The 16,046-nt window shown below is 62.4% G+C and carries 17 protein-coding genes; 3 read left to right on the forward strand and 14 right to left on the reverse strand.

Going from position 1 to position 16,046, the window contains the following annotated elements:
* The first annotated feature begins 33 nt into the window (after nucleotides 1-33).
* Nucleotides 34-1,284 carry an AAA family ATPase gene (locus PFEN_RS28340; RefSeq protein WP_191489882.1) on the forward strand — a complete coding sequence of 417 codons (1,251 nt, stop codon included), beginning with the start codon at nucleotides 34-36 and terminating at the stop codon, nucleotides 1,282-1,284.
* Nucleotides 1,281-1,925, forward strand: a complete 645-nt coding sequence (locus PFEN_RS28345; RefSeq protein WP_191489883.1) for a retron system putative HNH endonuclease — start codon at nucleotides 1,281-1,283, stop codon at nucleotides 1,923-1,925. The genes PFEN_RS28340 and PFEN_RS28345 overlap by 4 nt, the downstream gene beginning before the upstream one ends.
* Here the strand turns inward: PFEN_RS28345 and gspM are convergent.
* The 11 genes from gspM to PFEN_RS28400 form a co-directional block, all read right to left on the reverse strand.
* A complete protein-coding gene (gene gspM / locus PFEN_RS28350) occupies nucleotides 1,922-2,386 on the reverse strand; it encodes a type II secretion system protein GspM (protein WP_191489884.1) in 465 nt (154 codons plus the stop codon). The two genes, PFEN_RS28345 and gspM, sit on opposite strands and share 4 nt — an antisense overlap.
* On the reverse strand, nucleotides 2,383-3,486 hold the full coding sequence (gene gspL, locus PFEN_RS28355; RefSeq protein ID WP_191489885.1) for a type II secretion system protein GspL: 1,104 nt from the start codon (nucleotides 3,484-3,486) through the stop codon (nucleotides 2,383-2,385). Before gspL ends, gspM begins: the two co-directional genes overlap by 4 nt.
* A complete protein-coding gene (locus PFEN_RS28360) occupies nucleotides 3,483-4,343 on the reverse strand; it encodes a general secretion pathway protein GspK (protein WP_191489886.1) in 861 nt (286 codons plus the stop codon). The genes gspL and PFEN_RS28360 overlap by 4 nt, the downstream gene beginning before the upstream one ends.
* Entirely contained in the window at nucleotides 4,340-4,897 is a 558-nt protein-coding gene (gene gspJ, locus PFEN_RS28365) for a type II secretion system minor pseudopilin GspJ (protein ID WP_191489887.1), read from the reverse strand. Before gspJ ends, PFEN_RS28360 begins: the two co-directional genes overlap by 4 nt.
* Nucleotides 4,890-5,255, reverse strand: a complete 366-nt coding sequence (gene gspI, locus PFEN_RS28370; RefSeq protein ID WP_191489888.1) for a type II secretion system minor pseudopilin GspI — start codon at nucleotides 5,253-5,255, stop codon at nucleotides 4,890-4,892. Before gspI ends, gspJ begins: the two co-directional genes overlap by 8 nt.
* A complete protein-coding gene (gene gspH, locus PFEN_RS28375) occupies nucleotides 5,245-5,715 on the reverse strand; it encodes a type II secretion system minor pseudopilin GspH (RefSeq protein WP_191489889.1) in 471 nt (156 codons plus the stop codon). Before gspH ends, gspI begins: the two co-directional genes overlap by 11 nt.
* Nucleotides 5,716-5,718: 3 nt before the next feature.
* A complete protein-coding gene (gene gspG, locus PFEN_RS28380; RefSeq protein ID WP_191489890.1) occupies nucleotides 5,719-6,159 on the reverse strand; it encodes a type II secretion system major pseudopilin GspG in 441 nt (146 codons plus the stop codon).
* Between the two features lie 4 nt (nucleotides 6,160-6,163).
* Complete coding sequence (gene gspF / locus PFEN_RS28385) at nucleotides 6,164-7,375, reverse strand: type II secretion system inner membrane protein GspF (RefSeq protein WP_191489891.1); 1,212 nt, start codon at nucleotides 7,373-7,375, stop codon at nucleotides 6,164-6,166.
* Between the two features lie 2 nt (nucleotides 7,376-7,377).
* Complete coding sequence (gene gspE / locus PFEN_RS28390; RefSeq protein WP_191489892.1) at nucleotides 7,378-8,841, reverse strand: type II secretion system ATPase GspE; 1,464 nt, start codon at nucleotides 8,839-8,841, stop codon at nucleotides 7,378-7,380.
* Nucleotides 8,838-10,685 carry a type II secretion system secretin GspD gene (gene gspD / locus PFEN_RS28395; RefSeq protein ID WP_224771094.1) on the reverse strand — a complete coding sequence of 616 codons (1,848 nt, stop codon included), beginning with the start codon at nucleotides 10,683-10,685 and terminating at the stop codon, nucleotides 8,838-8,840. Before gspD ends, gspE begins: the two co-directional genes overlap by 4 nt.
* A 63-nt stretch (nucleotides 10,686-10,748) precedes the next feature.
* Nucleotides 10,749-11,288: a type II secretion system protein N gene (locus PFEN_RS28400; protein WP_191489894.1), complete on the reverse strand. Its 540-nt coding sequence runs from the start codon at nucleotides 11,286-11,288 to the stop codon at nucleotides 10,749-10,751.
* Between the two features lie 23 nt (nucleotides 11,289-11,311).
* Between PFEN_RS28400 and PFEN_RS31170 the strand changes: the two genes are divergently transcribed.
* Entirely contained in the window at nucleotides 11,312-11,446 is a 135-nt protein-coding gene (locus tag PFEN_RS31170) for a hypothetical protein (RefSeq protein ID WP_263596641.1), read from the forward strand.
* A gap of 236 nt (nucleotides 11,447-11,682) precedes the next feature.
* Here PFEN_RS31170 and PFEN_RS28405 read toward each other — a convergent pair whose 3' ends face one another.
* The 3 genes from PFEN_RS28405 to PFEN_RS28415 all read right to left on the reverse strand — a co-directional run bounded on the left by PFEN_RS28405 (nucleotide 11,683) and on the right by PFEN_RS28415 (nucleotide 16,041).
* The gene (locus PFEN_RS28405) at nucleotides 11,683-13,140 is read right to left on the reverse strand and encodes a lytic polysaccharide monooxygenase (RefSeq protein ID WP_191489895.1); all 1,458 of its coding nucleotides are present in this window, start codon (nucleotides 13,138-13,140) and stop codon (nucleotides 11,683-11,685) included.
* A 297-nt stretch (nucleotides 13,141-13,437) separates the two neighbouring features.
* The gene (gene hemE, locus PFEN_RS28410) at nucleotides 13,438-14,505 is read right to left on the reverse strand and encodes a uroporphyrinogen decarboxylase (RefSeq protein WP_191489896.1); all 1,068 of its coding nucleotides are present in this window, start codon (nucleotides 14,503-14,505) and stop codon (nucleotides 13,438-13,440) included.
* Nucleotides 14,506-14,622: 117 nt separating this feature from the next.
* Nucleotides 14,623-16,041, reverse strand: coding sequence for an FAD-dependent oxidoreductase (locus tag PFEN_RS28415; protein WP_191489897.1), 1,419 nt, complete (start codon nucleotides 16,039-16,041; stop codon nucleotides 14,623-14,625).
* Between the last annotated feature and the right edge of the window lie 5 nt (nucleotides 16,042-16,046).

Consider the following 16,046-nt stretch of genomic DNA (forward strand, 5'->3'; position numbering starts at 1 on the left):
GGCGCATCGTTCCGTTGGGAAAAGGAAGCCGGCATGCGCCTGGACCACCTGCATATTCAGAATTTTCGTTGCTACGAAGATGCCCACTTTGATTTCCAGCCGGGATTCAATCTGGTGGTGGGGGTCAATGGGAGCGGGAAGACTTCGTTGTTGCAGGCGGTGGCGAAGTCTTTTACTGGCGTTGGCGGTGATGACGCGATGATCACCCTAGACACGCCTATCCTCGAAGAGGATGCTCGTTTTGTAATCGACAACTACGATGGTCGGATTCGATCCGAAAAGCGTCTCCCAGTTGTCCTTTCTGCGGTAGGAGATGCGTTCGGATTATCTGAATGGCGCATTCACGTAAGCCAGCCAAATGATGGCTTAGCAACTGAGCATGTAGGCAATCTGAAAGTCGATAAAAATGTCGATATCCCTGTACTCGCCTTTTATCGCGCTAACCGCCGTTGGAAAAGCGCAGGTATTTCCGCAGAATTTGCTGCCCAACAAACAGTATCTCGTCAGGATGGTTATTCAAACTGGTCAGATGCCGTTGTCGATCTGAAGGGTTTCGAGAGCTGGTTGATCGGAAAAACGCTGGAGCGCATGCAAAACCTTTTGGATGCCACGTCAGCAGCAAATATCTTTGATGACGAGTTGGCACTGGTCAACCAAGCCATCCAAGTCGCTCTCCCTCAGGCAGGGAATCTGCGTTACGACTTACGGCTCCAGAGTCTCTTGATCAATATCGATGCAGGGAAAGCCGTTCCATTCAACAGCCTTAGCGATGGCCAGCGCGGCCTCATCGCCCTGATCGCAGATATCGCCCGCCGCATGTGCATCCTCAACCCGCATATGGGTAAGGATGTGCTGAAAAACACCTCGGGCGTGATCATCATCGACGAATTGGATATCCACCTTCATCCGGCCTGGCAACGGGCCATTGTTTCGGCCCTGAAGAACGCCTTCCCCAAAGTCCAGTTCATCGCCGCCAGCCATTCGCCGCAGATCATCGGCAGCTTGCGCCCTGAAGAAATCATCGTGCTGGACAACGGCGACGCCTCTCATCCACGCGTCAGCTATGGCCTGGACTCCAGCCGGGTGCTGGAAGAAGTCATGGGCGTCGCCCAGCGCAAACCGGAAATCGAGCGCCTGCTGAGCGAACTGTTCAACGCCCTGGAAAACAACGACCTGACAGAAGCCAAGGCACGCCTCACCGCCCTCAAGGCAAAAGCCCCAGACCTGCCCGAGTTCGTCCGGGCCGAAGCCCTGCTCAAGCGCAAGGAGGTGCTCGGCAAATGAGGCAAGTGATCAAGGGAACTGAACCGGCTTCATTCACCGACTGGAAGGCCGCGGCAAACGAGGATTGGCAGCCCACCTATGACACGCTGCAAAACCCCGAAAAGCGCGAGTTGCACCTGAGCCTGCTACAAGAGCAACACTTCGCTTGTTGCTACTGCGGACAGGAGATCGATCTCGACAGCAGTCATATCGAACACTTTCGCCCCCAGGAAGATTTCGAGCATCTGGCATTGGCCTATGAAAACCTGCACGCCTCATGCTTGAGAGAAACCAAACCCGGCAATCCGTCGCATTGCGGTCATCGCAAGGGCAACTGGTTCGACGAAGAACTTCATATCCCGCCCGTCCAGGCAGGCTGCGAACAACGTTTTCGTTATCTGCTCACGGGTGAGATACAAGCCTCGGGCAACAACGACCTGGCAGCCACGACGATGATCGGTGTGCTGGCCCTGGATATCGCCTACCTCAACAATCGTCGCGAAGAACTTCTACAAGGCTTCTTCGATGACGACTTTCTGCTAGAAGCCGAGGAGCAGGATCTGCTCAAAACCATCATGGCTTTCCGTACGGTCGACGATGCCCGCGAAAGTCCCTTCAGCCATGTCATCGCCCGCTACGCGGAGCAGTTGCTCGGCCCTTAATCTGCACGCCACACAACCTGCGCCACCAACAGCAGATCGCGCTTCTCCAGGCTCAACGACTGCAATACCGCGCCAGACTGCTCCGTCTGGTCCAACCACTGCAGCAAGGCCACGGCATTACCGCTGATCGTGACCCGCAGCGACTGGCCGTCCTGGTCCAGTTGCTGCAACTCCAGCCCCGCCGCCGCCACCGTTTCACTCAGCCGGGTCGACAAGGACCGGGAAGGGCTTGGACGATGACTCGCGGGCTGGGCGCGCTGGACTTCAGCCGCCAGCAGCAGGCGCTGTTGATACAAGCGCTCGCCCCTTTCCAGACGCTGTTGCGCCGGTTGCCACAAACCACTGAACAAGGTCACCATCAGCAGGAAAACCCCCAGGCCGACCAGCATCCTTCGATCCCGCTGACCCAAGCCCTGCCACCTTTGCGTGAACGCCGCCGGTAACGCCAGTGACCTGATCATCGGTTGTTCTCCTCCAGCATCAGTACCGCCTGCACTCGCTCGCGATCCTTGCTGGCGCTGCCCAGTCTGATCGGCAAAGCGCTGCCCTGGCCACGCTCGCGCAAGCGCTCAAGTTCGGTAAAACTGCCGGCCGTCAGCAACAGTGTCCAACCCGTGCCGGCGCGGTATTCGATACGTTGAACTTCAACACTGCTGCCTCCGACCAGCTGTTCGATCAATTGCACCAGACGCCCCATCTGACTCCCCGGCGGGTCGGTCCGCTCCTGCAAGGCTTTGAGTTGAGCCGCCAGATCAACAATGCGGGTCTGCTCGGGATACAAACTCTGGAAGTGCTGCACACTCTGCCCGTACAACTGCCCCGCAGCACTTTCCAGGTAGTGGGCGCGCGCCAGGGTAGAACACCAGAACACCGCGAACAGCGCCAGCGCCGACAGCACCAACGCCCCCCACGGCCAGCGCGCCCGCACTTGGCGAAACTCACCTTGCAGCAGGTCCAACGCGTGCGAATGACTGGCAAGCAGCAATGCCGCGGTATCGCCCTGTCGATCAGCACCCATCCAGCACAGATCGTCCGGCAACCTGGCTCGCAGCACCTCCAGATCCTCGGGTGACAGTGCCAGCCGCACCTCGGTGGCCCCACCCAACAGCCATCTTCCGGCCCACCAGACACCATAAGCCTGATCATCCGGCAACAAATCGGCATCCACCTTGACGCTGACCACTTGCAGCCCCGAGTCCCGCAACAACGCCAGGATCGCCTCGAAGCGTTCCTTGTTGATCGCCAGCAGCGGATAGCGCGAGTCCTTGGTCGCCGTACCGACCGCGATATGCACGCCATCCAGTTCCTCGGCCAGGCGCTCCTCAACGGCATAGGCCAGCGCCTGGGCCGTGGGCTTGCGTCGACCAGGCCAGGGCTCGCTACGCAAGCCGCTGCAGATTTCCACCGGCAGGATCACCCGCACCGCTTGCCCCGACAGGAACGTCGCCGCCTCGACCAGGGTCACACCGCGGTACTCGCCGTCCGCCTGCCAGTAGCCGACCGGCCAGGTAGCGTCGCAGGTCGCCAAGCCTGCGGCGGTGAGATAAAGCCAGTTGTTCATAACGGCAATTCACCTTGAGTCGGAGCCAGGAAGCGGCGTTGCAGGACGCGCAGCCGACGACTATCGCGAGAGCGCTCCAGATCGCTGACCAGCCGCAGTCGCGCCGTACCCGCGCCGACCTCGACCGTAACCCGAAACCAACGGCTGTCGACACCCAGGCCATGACTGGCGATGCCCAGCCCATCCAACCCCGGTGCCCGGGTAAATGCATGGGCGTCGACGTAGCCTTCCGGCGGACGCTGGGCGGCAAAGTCCCGGGCGCTGGCAGGCGTCATGTCTTCCAGGGTCGCCAGCAGCGTGGCCGATGCGGTATTGACGTTCAGCGTTGCCTCGGCCGGCAGCAACGCGACGAAGGGTTGCAGGCGCTGCAAAAGGTCCTGGTCGACGCCGGGCAACAGGCGCAACTGGCTGGTGTCGCTGACCTCGGTGCCACGCAGCGGCGCCAGGTCGAACACCGGGATCTCCAGCGCCGCCAGCAGCCGGCTCCAGCGTGCCTGGCTGATTTCATCGGCCTTGCCGGGCAGCAGCAGGCGAGTCAGGTTGAAGCGCCCGGCCAAGTCTTCGATCTCGATCCGCCTCTCGACACCCGACAACTCGAACGGCAGCACCGGACGCGCCCAGGGCTGAGCCAGATTGATCGTCTTCGTCTCAAGCGGATCAGCCGCCAGCAACAGCTCTCGCGCCCAACTCTCTGCCGCGAGGGCCCACTGCCGCAGTTGCACCTGGTGAATATGCTGCGCGCTGCTCTGCAAGGCTCGCGTGTGACTGCGCAACAAGCCGCCAACCAGGAACAGCGCCAGGGTCATGATCAGCAGCACGCTGATCAGCGCCACGCCGCGTTGACCCGATCGATTCATGCCCCCTCCGACAGCAGGATGACACGGCGAATCTCTGCGAAGCGGCCAGCGGAGAGGGTGATTTCCAACGCTCGCGGGTGCACCGGGGAGCGCCCCGGCGTCGACGTCCCGTCACTGCGCCAACCGACCTTGTCCACATACAGCCGCCACTGCAAGGCACGCACGTCCCTGAGCACCGGCTGTTTGTGAGTCTCGGGCAGGTCAAGGCTACGCTGGTAGCGCCACAAGGTGCCCTCTTCGAGACGATAGGCAACCTCCTGGCGTTCGCTGCGCGGCTCATCCAGCGGATTGCGCGCATTGCCGCGTTGCAGGTTCAACTGACCCGCCCTCAGTGTCACGGCCACGCCCTCTTTCGGGATCGTCGCCTGCATGACATCGCGCTCCAGCAGTGCCATCGCCCGTTGCAGGTTGCGCAGGCCCTGTTCATGGCTGCTGACCCGGGCCTGGGTCAGCAGCACGCCGTCGTACAGACGATGACTGGCCAGGCCGATCAGGCTGAAAAGCGCCAGGGCGATCACCAGTTCGACCAGGGTGAAGCCGGCCGGTCTATTCATCTCGAGCCCGCACCCAGGTACTGGCGTGGTGCAGCACCGGCCCGCCGTCAACCAGCCGCACGGCAATCTCGACCTTGAGCAAGCGCGGGGCGGACGCTGGCGTGACCACCTGCTCCAGGCGCCATTCGCGCTGGTCGAAGCGCTGGCGAAGCACCTGTCGTCCCTGGGCCGGAGGGGCTTTCAGGCGCAGTTCACTCAACTGATTGTCCGCCAGCCAGGTGGCGAACAGGCGCTCCTGCAGCGTGCCGCTCTGGCGCACCACGAACTGGCTGGCGGAGAGCACGCTGCTCGCCAGCACGGCAAAGATCGCCAGGGCGATCATCACCTCGAGCAAGGTAAACCCCGACTCAGCTTTCATCGATGGCCGGATCGCCGAGACCGTCACCGGAGACACTCAACCAGCGCCGCTGCGCGGATTCGTAATGCAGGGTGAAGGCACTCATTTCATCGCTGCTCAGCACCAGCAACTGCGGCTGATTCACCCGATCGCCCAATTTCAGCGGACGGCCTTCAAGCTCCAGGCGAAAATACAGGCCGTCGGGCAACCGATAGGCCGCCCCCGCCGGCTGCCAGTCGGGCCGCTCGAAGACCATCACCTGATAACCCTCGGCACCGATCCGCAAACCATATTCCTGACTGTTGACCACGGCGTATTCGCGCAACTGTTGCAGCAGATGCACCAACGCACCGGCCTCCTGGCGGGCCTGACGCACCGGGCTCGGGTTCATGCCAACGGCGATCAGGCCGGCCAGCACACTGATCACCACGATGGACACCAGCAACTCCAGCAGGGTGAAACCAGGCGAACGTCCACGCATGGATCAATCGCTCCAGTTACCGATATCGGTGGCAAGGTCTTCGCCGCCGGAAACACCGTCGGCGCCGAAGGAGTACAGGTCGTAGCCCTTGGTCCGCGTACCCGGACTCAGGTACTGGTAAGACGTGCCCCAGGGATCGACCGGCAGTTTTTGCAAATAACCCTGCGGGTTCCAGTTCCGCGGTTCCGGCACACCCAGCGGACGCTTGACCAACGCCTCCAGGCCCTGTTGGGTCGAGGGGTACTGAAAGTTGTCGAGCCGGTACATTTCCAGGGCGGTGCCGATGGCTTTGATATCGGCGCGGGCCGCAGTGACCTTGGCCTGGTCCGGGCGGCTCATGAACTGCGGCAGCACCATCGCGCCGAGCACTCCGAGAATCACCACCACGACCATGATTTCGATCAGGGTGAAGCCACGTTGTCGCTGTGTTCCAGAGGTTCTCATCAGATCAGTTCACCAGTTGGTTGAGGCTAAGAATCGGCAACAGAATCGCCATCACGATCAACATCACGATGGCCCCCATGATCAGCAGCATCGCCGGCTCGAAGAGGCTCACCAGCAGCTCGATACGAGCCGCCAGGGTTTTCTCCTGCTGCTCGGCGGCCCGCGCGAGCATGCGGTCGAGTTCGCCCGCGCGTTCGCCGCTGGCGATCATGTGCAGCATCAGCGGCGGGATATCGCCGCTACGCTCCAGGCCACCGGTCAAGGTGCCGCCCTCGCGCACCGCGCGCGCAACCTCGCCCATGCGCGCGCGAATCGGCAGGTTGCCAATCACCGCCGCGGCGATTTCCAGGGCGTCCACCAGAGGCACTGCGCTCTGGCCGAGCAGTGCCAGGGTGCTGGCGAAACGGGATGCCTCCATTGCCTTCAGGACCGCGCCGATCAGCGGCGCGCGCAGCAACCAGGCGTGCCAGCGCCAGCGCAAGGCCGGGCGGCGCAGTGCCCAGCGCATGAGCAAGGCCAGCCCCGCCAGCCCGAGCACCAGCAGCCAGCCGTAACGCTGCAAGCCGTGGCTCAGGCTGATCAGGCCCTGGGTCAGCAGGGGCAAGGCCTGGCCATTGTTGATAAAGACCTTCACCACATCCGGCACCACATAGCCGAGCAGCCCGCCGACGATGGCCAGCGCGGCGAACAACAGGATCAACGGATAGACCAGCGCCAGCTGGATCTTCTGTCGGGCCTGCTGGCGCGCCTCGGTGTACTCGGCAAGCCGTTCGAGCACCGCGCCCAGATGCCCGGAGCGCTCGCCGGCGGCGACACTCGCGTGAAACATGTGCGGGAACGCCCGGGGAAATCCCGCAAGCGCCGACGCCAGGTCATAGCCCTCCATGACCCGGCCGCGCACTGCCGCCAACAGGTTGCCGACCCGACGTTTTCCACTCTGCGCCGCCACCGCCCGCAAGGCCTCTTCCAGCGGCAACCCGGCCTGGATCAGGGTCGAGAGTTGCAGCGTCAGCAACGCCAGTTCACTGGCCTTCAACCCCGTGGCGCGGTTGAAACCTGTGCTCGCGCCAGTAGGGCCGCGGACGCTTTTCAGTTGCGTCGGCAACAGCCCGCGCTCACGCAGCAACTGGCGGGCGTGGCGCGGACTGTCGGCCTCCTGCTGACCGCGACAGCGGCGACCGTTGGCATCCTGGGCCTGATAATCGAAAGCCGGCATTCTCAGTCCTCCTGGGTGACGCGCAGCAGTTCGTCGAGACTGGTGCGGCCTTCGAGAACCAACCGTTGGCCGTCCTGGAACAGGCTGCGCGATACCGCCCGGGCCTCGCGGACCAGCTCGGGCTCACTGGCGCCGTTGTGGATAAGCTCCGCCAGGGCCGGGGTAATGCCGATCAACTCGTAAAGCCCGATACGCCCGCGATAGCCTTGCTGACAGTGCTCGCAGCCGTGGGCCCGAAAGAGTCCGGGTGGGTGGCGGTCCTCGACCCCCAGGCGCTGGCAGGTGGCCGCGTCCGCCACATAGGCGCTCTTGCACTCGTTGCACAGACTGCGCACCAGACGCTGGGCCAGCACCCCGACCAGGGACGACGCCAGCAGATAGGCATCCACGCCCATGTCCAGCAGCCGCGTCACCGCGCCCACCGCGCTGTTGGTGTGCAGGGTCGACAACACCAGGTGTCCGGTCAGGGAGGCCTGTACGGCGATCTCGGCGGTTTCGCGGTCGCGGATCTCGCCAACCATGACCACGTCCGGGTCCTGCCGCAGGATCGCCCGCAAGCCCCGGGCGAAGGTCATCTCGACCTTGGGATTGACCGGCGTCTGGCCGATGCCCGGCAGGTGGTACTCGATGGGGTCTTCGACGGTGAGGATATTGCGGGTCTGGTCGTTGAGGCTGCTCAGCGCCGCGTACAGGCTGGTGGTCTTGCCCGAACCGGTGGGGCCGGTGACCAGGAAAATGCCGTGGGGTTTGCCGAGAATACGCTGGAAGTGCTCCAGGGTCGGCGTCGGCATACCCAGGCGTTGCAGGTCGAGGCGGCCAGCCCGCTGGTCCAGCAGGCGCAGGACCACCCGTTCGCCGTGGGCCGAGGGCAAGGTGGAAACCCGCACATCGACTTCATGTCCGGCCAGGCGCAAGGCGATCCGTCCGTCCTGGGGCACGCGCTTCTCCGCGATGTCCAGCCGGGCCATGACCTTGATCCGCGACACCAGCAGGTTCGCCAGTTCGCGCCGGGGCTTGAGCACTTCACGCAGTTGGCCGTCGATGCGCATGCGTACCGACAGGCTGTGCTCAAAGGTCTCCAGATGCACATCCGAGGCCTTCTCGCGCACTGCCTCGCCAAGCAGCGCGTTGATCAGGCGAATGATCGGTGCGTCACCCTCCTGCTCCAGCAGGTCGGCGGTCCGCGGCAGTTGTTCGGCCAGGCTCATCAGGTCGAGCTCGTCGTCCAGGCCCTGCGCCACCTGCCGCGCCGCGCTATGACCGTCGCTGTAGGCGGCGGCGAGGCGAACGGCGAACAGCGGCGCGTCAAGCACCTGCAAGGGCAGTTCGGCGGCGATCAGGCGCCGCGCCTCGGACACCGCGGTCAATGGCGTGTCGGCCCGGATCGACAGGCAGGCGCCCTCGCCTTGCGCTTCCAGCAAGACCCCGTGACGGCGGGCAAAGCCGAACGGCAGGCGCGGCTTCATGGCGCCCCGACCTTCTGCCGCCGCAGGTCTATCGCCGGCTCGATCGCTTCACCATCGAACAGCTGCCGAGCCTCGCGCGGCAACAACAGTGAGTTGCTCTTTCCGGCGGCAGGCTGGCTGAGCTGGCGCAGGCTGTTGTAACGCTGCTCGCTGACCTCGGCGATATCCGCCCTGGAGCGGACGATGGTCGGGCGCAGGAACACCATCAGGTTGGTTTTTTCATGTTTCTCGCTGTTCCAGCGGAACAAGGCCCCCAGGTACGGAATATCGCGCAGCAGCGGCACACCGCTTTCCTGGACGCGGACACTGTCCTTGATCAACCCGCCGATCACGATGATCTCGCCATCGTCGGCGAGGATGGTGCTCTTGAGGGTACGCTTGTTGGTGATCAGGTCGTTGGGAGCCAGTGTATTCGCCGCGAGTTCGGAGTTTTCCTGCTCGACCCGCAGGCGCAGGGTGGAGCCTTCGTTGATATGCGGACGGATCTTCAGCTTGATCCCGATATCATGGCGCGTGACCGTGTTGAAAGGGCGGTCGGTGCCCGTACCGGAGGTCTGGTAGGACCCACTCTGGAACGGCACGTTCTGCCCCACCAGGATCTCGGCCTCCTGGTTGTCCAGGGTCAACAGGCTGGGGGTGGACAGCACGTTGTTGTGGGTATTGCTCGCCAGGGCGGAGACCAGCATGCCGAAGCGATCGTTGCCGACGCGCAACATGAGACCATCGGGAAGCGTGGCCGTGGGGTCACCGAGCTTGGGCACGGTAATACCGGCACCGGCAAAGACAACCCCACCCTGGACACTGCCGGACTGGCCGCCCCACTGCACACCAAGGGCCTCGTGGATATCCCCGGAAATCTCGACAATCGCCGCGTGGATCAACACCTGCGAACGCGGCTGATCGAGTTGCCGAGCGATGTTTTCCAAGGTGCGGACCTGGGTCGGCTCGGCGATCAGAACCAGGGCATTCTGGCTTTCGTCAGCCTTGACCACAGCCTTGCTGGAAGTAGCTTCCCGGCTGCTGGCCGCACCGGCTTCCTGGCCAAGCCCCTGGCCCATGGCATCCAGCACCTCGGCCAACTGCTTGGCATCGCTGTGGCGCAGGCGGATCACCCGGGCATTATCGGCCACGGCCGCCGCCGGGGTGTCGAGGGAACGGGCCAGGTCGCCCAGGCGCTTGCGTACATCCCGGGTGCCGATGATCAGCAGGCGGTTGTTGCGCGAATCGGCGATGACCTGACTCCCCGACTCGGCCCCTTGCCGGCCCAGGGATTGCTCCATGATCCGCGCCAGCTCATTGGCCAGCCCATGACGTAACTGGATCACGTCATGGGCATTCTTCTGCCCGAGATCCAACTGCCGGACGATCTTCGCGATACGCCGGACATTCGCCGCGCTGTCGGTGATGACCAGGGCATTGGCCGACGCCGATGGGCCGACATAGCCGTTGACGGAAACCAGCGGCCGTACCAGTCCGGCGATATCGGCGGCGACGCTGCTGCCGAGCGCCACCACTTCGGTGACGAACTGGCCGCTCTGGGCGCTGGCACTGTCGGTGCTGCTGGCGCGGGTACGGGCATCGGCCACGGGCGCGATCAGAATGCGGTCGCCTTCGTCGATCACCGTGAAGTTGTGCGCGTCGAGGACCGAATAGAACAGCCGGCGCACCCCTTCACGGTCCAGGGCCTGCTCGGAGAGGACGGTGATCCGCCCCTGCACTCGCGGATCGAGCACCACCGTGGTGCCGAGAATAGAGGACATTTCCCGCACCACATCGCGTAACTCGGCATCGTTCATCGCCAATTGCCATTGCGGCTCATCAGCCAGCGCGCCCGACGGCAGCATCAGGCTGACGATCAGACTCAAGCGCTTCAGGCAGTACCGGGCGGGAGCGAAGGAGCTGTTCATTTACTCACCCCGCCCCCGCGTAGCCGTCGGTCGAAGATAACGGGAAGACGCTGGGGCGGTGCCATCGGGACCGGAGCCCTTGAGCGCCTGCAAGGTGGTACGGCCCGGCGGCTCCAGCGCCAACAGCTCCTCGCGGCCGTTGCGCCAGAGCAGCACCCGGCCGCTCTCGATGCGGCGCAGCACGCTGCCACCTGGCAGGCTTTCCCCCACCCGGTAGATCCGTTGGCCGTCGGCCCCCGTCAGCAGCGCGCGGGAGTCGCCCGAACTGGAGACAAAGCTGGCCTGCAGCTTCAAGGATTCGGCGCTGCGGACCAGCGGTCCCTGGACCACCAGCCCCATCACCGTGGCCACGGCGAGGTGGTTGGGCGGCGTGCGCTCGGTCGCCATCGAGCGGCTGCCGATTTCCACCGCGGGGACTGTCGGCAATGCCTGACGGAACGCCCGTTCACTCCATAACGACAGCGCGGCATAACCCAGCGGCAGCGCACACAACGCCAGGTTCAAGAGACCTACTGCGTCCCTGCGGATACGAGCACTCATCGCCACAGCCGCCGGAGTATTCGATGAGCGGAAACTTCATGACGGATAACCACGCCAATATGCAAACCCAGCAGAACAGCCAGAACAACGCAGAAAACATCATGGCTTCTTTTAAGAAAACAAAGAAAAACACCGACAACAAAGAAAGAGATAAATAGTACCGCAATAGCAATATTAGAAAAAATCACTGCATCTTTGAACAGCATCCAACTATCAAACAAAGCCCCATAAAAACCGTTGATCAGCGCCCATAAAACAACGGCGACCGACAACCAGTAAAAAAAGACTAGTGTTCTAGAGTAAAACAATTGCACTCACCCAAAAACAGGCAACGAAACTGCCCATACCGCGAATGCGCCGGGCGGCCCAACAGCCCGGCGCTCAACGCCAGTGGTTATTTAGCGATCCAGGCATCTCGCCAGTTCGACCCGACACCGGGCACATAGTGGTGGCTGTTGATCTTGCACCAGCCACCTGCGGGGAACGGCAGGCACTCATAGACGTTACCGTCGGCCAGAACCTTGGTTCCGGACTGGTAGTTGGCAATGCCTTCCGGATAGACGAAATCATAGTCCTGGCTGCCGCCCTCGCCGCCAAGCTCCACGGACACCAGGTCCTGACGGGTGGTGCGACCGTCAACGGTCACGCCGACCAGTTTGAGTTCATGAGCGCCCGGCTCGCTGCGCACAGCCACGCTCAGTAGGCTATTACCGGCCTCCACGAGTTGCGTCATGCTGCCCACCGGCTTGTTGGCGGCATCGAAGACCGTGGCCTCGATGTTCATTTTGCGGTTGGTGAGCACCGGGAAAGGCATCGTCAAACGCCCTGCCTCGAGCTCGAGTTGGCTACCGAGAGTGGAAATCTTCATCTCGGCGGCGGCATCTTCCTGCATCAACACGTCGAGCTCGTAGCGATTGACACCGCTTTCGGCCTTGGCGAACAGCTTGTTCACCCCCTTGACCGGCTCGATCGCACCGTCTTCGCCACGAATACCGGCACGCACCAGAACCTGGCCCTGGTTGAGCTTCTCGGCCAGCTTGAACGACCAGTTCTCCGGCTTGCCTTCTTCATCGTCGACAATAGTGATTTCAGCGCTGTAGGCAGCGCTTTCACCCTCGCCGGTCATGGCACGGACCTTGACCTTGTCAGCCGCCAGCAGGGCCTGGGTCGGGGTGATGTTACCAACGGTTTTCCAACCATCCGGGGCCAGTTCCTCGGCGACGATATTCACGTCGACCACGTTGTGGAACGCTCCGCCGGTGTCATGCACGGTCCACATGCCGAGGATCACGTGATGCCCGCTCTTGTCGGCCGGAATCTCGCACTCGTGCTTCTCGCGGGCCGCGCCGTCGCTGCCCTGAGGCTGGTCGGTGGGCAAGCGACCGCCGGCGTCGACGAGGCAGAACGGGGTCAGGTCAAACGACGCGCGGGCCAGCGGCAGGTTGGGGTTCCAGCCATTTCTGGTAATGAAGTACTCATACTTGGTCGCCGGATGAGTCGCCTTGTAGTACCAGTCAAAGTTGATCTTACGATCGAGGATTTCGGTCTTGTACCAGCGGCTGGCCGACTGTACATCCAGGGCGGAAAACGCTTCTATCGCACCACTGGCAATCTTGCCGTCCGCCACCCCGCCATTGGGGAACCCCTTGGTGGTTTCACCGACGCTTTGTGGCTCGTACTGCGCATTGCCGCAATCCTTGTTCAAGCCCTGCTGGCAAGCCAAGGCCCGGGACGGCGGATCATTCAGGTAACCGTGCGCGGCAACCTGCTGCGAAGCCACCAAGGTCGCGATCACCGCCAGGGCGGAAACACACCCCGAAGCCCTGCCGAGCGCCGACATCTTTCTGTTCATTCAATTCAACTCCAAACCAATCCTATTTATTGGGTTACCGCGCATCCCTCCAAGATGAATGGCCCCTTTTTACTTCCATCGGTGCTCAATCGATCCATGCCGTCGTCCTGGCCGCAAAGATCAACCGTGAAACAAATGAATTTCGGAGTACGCATTGTACGAACTTGCTTTTTTTTATATGTAGGAAAGGTCCGGTGAAGGTGCGTGACAGCTCCGCACTTCATTTATTCATACAAGCGCTAGGGCTAAATGCAAAAACCCCGCCGAGGCGGGGTCATTGAGGAGGCGCGGGAAGAATCAGCGATGGTACTGCGCGGAGAACTCGTGCACGGCATTGATAAACGCACCGGCATGTTCTGGATCGACTTCCGGGGTGATGCCGTGGCCGAGGTTGAACACATGACCGGAACCTTCGCCGTAGCTTGCGAGAATACGTGCTACTTCGGCGCGGATGGCCTCGGGTTTGGCATACAGCACCGTCGGGTCCATGTTGCCCTGCAAGGCGACCTGGTTGCCGACCCGGCGACGGGCTTCGCCCAGGTCGCAGGTCCAATCCAGGCCCAGGGCATCGGCACCGGCCTCGGCGATGCTTTCCAGCCACAGGCCACCGTTCTTGGTAAACAGGATCACCGGAACCTTGCGTCCTTCGTGCTCCCGAATCAGGCCACTGACGATCTTGCGCATATAGGCCAGGGAAAACTCCTGATAGGCCGCCGCCGACAGGTTGCCACCCCAGGTGTCGAAAATCTGCACGGCCTGGGCACCGGCGAGGATCTGCCCGTTGAGATAGGAGGTAACCGACTGCGCCAGTTTATCCAGCAGCAGGTGCAGGGCCTGGGGGGTGTCATAGAGCATGGCCTTGGTCTTGCGGAAGTCTTTCGACGAACCGCCTTCGACCATGTAGGTGGCCAGGGTCCAGGGACTGCCGGAGAAACCGATCAGCGGCACGCGGCCATTGAGTTCACGGCGAATGGTACTGACCGCGTCCATGACATAACCCAGGTCTTTCTGCGGATCGGGGATCGGCAGAGCCTCGATATCGGCCAGGGTACTGATGACCTTTTTGAAGCGTGGGCCTTCGCCTGTTTCGAAATACAAGCCCTGGCCCATGGCATCGGGGATGGTTAGGATGTCGGAAAACAGGATCGCGGCGTCCAGGCCCGGGTAACGGTCCAGAGGCTGCATCGTGACTTCGCAGGCGAACGACGGGTTCATGCACAGGCTCATGAAATCGCCGGCCTTGGCGCGACTGGCGCGGTATTCCGGCAGGTAGCGACCGGCTTGACGCATCATCCACACGGGAGTGACGTCTACGGGTTGCTTGAGCAGGGCGCGGAGGAAACGGTCGTTCTTCAGGGCAGTCATGTCGGCATCCGGAAAAAAAGTGCGGGCATTTTCTCAGAGCGCGACGCAAAAGGCACGGCAAGAGCCGTGCCTTTTGTCTATCGGGTCAATTTGTCGCGGATATGTAGGAGCAACCGGTCAGAGACCCAGGTAGTCGAGGATCCCTTCGGCGGCATTGCGCCCTTCGAAGATCGCCGTCACCACCAGGTCGGAACCACGCACCATATCGCCACCGGCAAAAATCTTCGGGTTGCTGGTCTGGTGCTTGAACTGACCCTGTTCCGGGGCCACCACGCGGCCCTGGCTGTCGGTCTGGATGCTGAACTGCTCGAACCACGGCGCCGGGCTAGGACGGAAGCCGAAGGCGATAACCACGGCGTCGGCCGGGATAATCTCCTCGGAGCCCGGGATCGGCTCGGGGCTGCGACGACCACGGGCATCCGGCTCGCCGAGACGGGTCTCGACCACCTTCACGCCTTCGACCTTGTCTTCACCGACAATTGCGATCGGCTGGCGGTTGTAGAGGAACTTCACGCCTTCTTCCTTGGCGTTCTTCACCTCTTTACGCGAGCCGGGCATGTTCGCCTCGTCACGACGATAGGCACAGGTCACCGACTTGGCGCCCTGACGAATCGAGGTGCGGTTGCAGTCCATCGCCGTATCGCCGCCGCCGAGTACCACGACCTTCTTGCCCTTCATGTCGACGAAGTCTGCCGGCGACTTTTCAAAGCCCAGGTTGCGATTGACGTTGGCAATCAGGAAATCCAGGGCGTCATACACGCCCGGCAGGTCCTCGCCGGCAAAGCCGCCCTTCATGTAGGTGTAGGTGCCCATGCCCATGAACACCGCATCGTATTCGGCGAGCAACTGCTCCATGGTCACGTCCTTGCCCACCTCGGTGTTGAGACGGAACTCGATGCCCATGCCGCTGAAGACTTCGCGACGATTGCTCAACACGGTCTTTTCCAGCTTGAACTCGGGGATACCGAAGGTCAGCAGGCCACCGATTTCCGGGTTCTTGTCGAACACCACCGGGGTCACCCCGCCGCGCACCAGCACGTCGGCACAGCCCAGGCCCGCCGGCCCCGCACCGATGATCGCGACCCGCTTGCCGGTCGGCTTGACCTTGGACATGTCCGGACGCCAGCCCATGGCGAACGCGGTGTCGGTGATGTACTTCTCCACCGAACCGATGGTCACCGCGCCAAAACCGTCGTTGAGGGTGCAGGCACCCTCGCACAGACGATCCTGCGGGCACACCCGACCGCAGACTTCCGGCAAGGTGTTGGTCTGGTGGGACAGCTCGGCGGCGGCGAGAATATTGCCCTCGGCCACCAGTTTCAGCCAGTTGGGAATGAAGTTGTGCACCGGGCACTTCCATTCGCAATACGGGTTACCGCAACCCAGGCAGCGGTGGGCCTGGTCGGCCGACTGCTGGGGTTTGAAGGGTTCGTAGATTTCCACGAACTCTTTCTTGCGCTGACGCAACAGTTTCTTCTTCGGATCCTTGCGCCCGACATCGATGAACTGGAAGTCGTTACTCAGACGTTCAGCCATTACAA

This window comes from Pseudomonas sp. FEN (assembly GCF_904067045.1).
In the GTDB taxonomy this organism is placed as follows: domain Bacteria; phylum Pseudomonadota; class Gammaproteobacteria; order Pseudomonadales; family Pseudomonadaceae; genus Aquipseudomonas.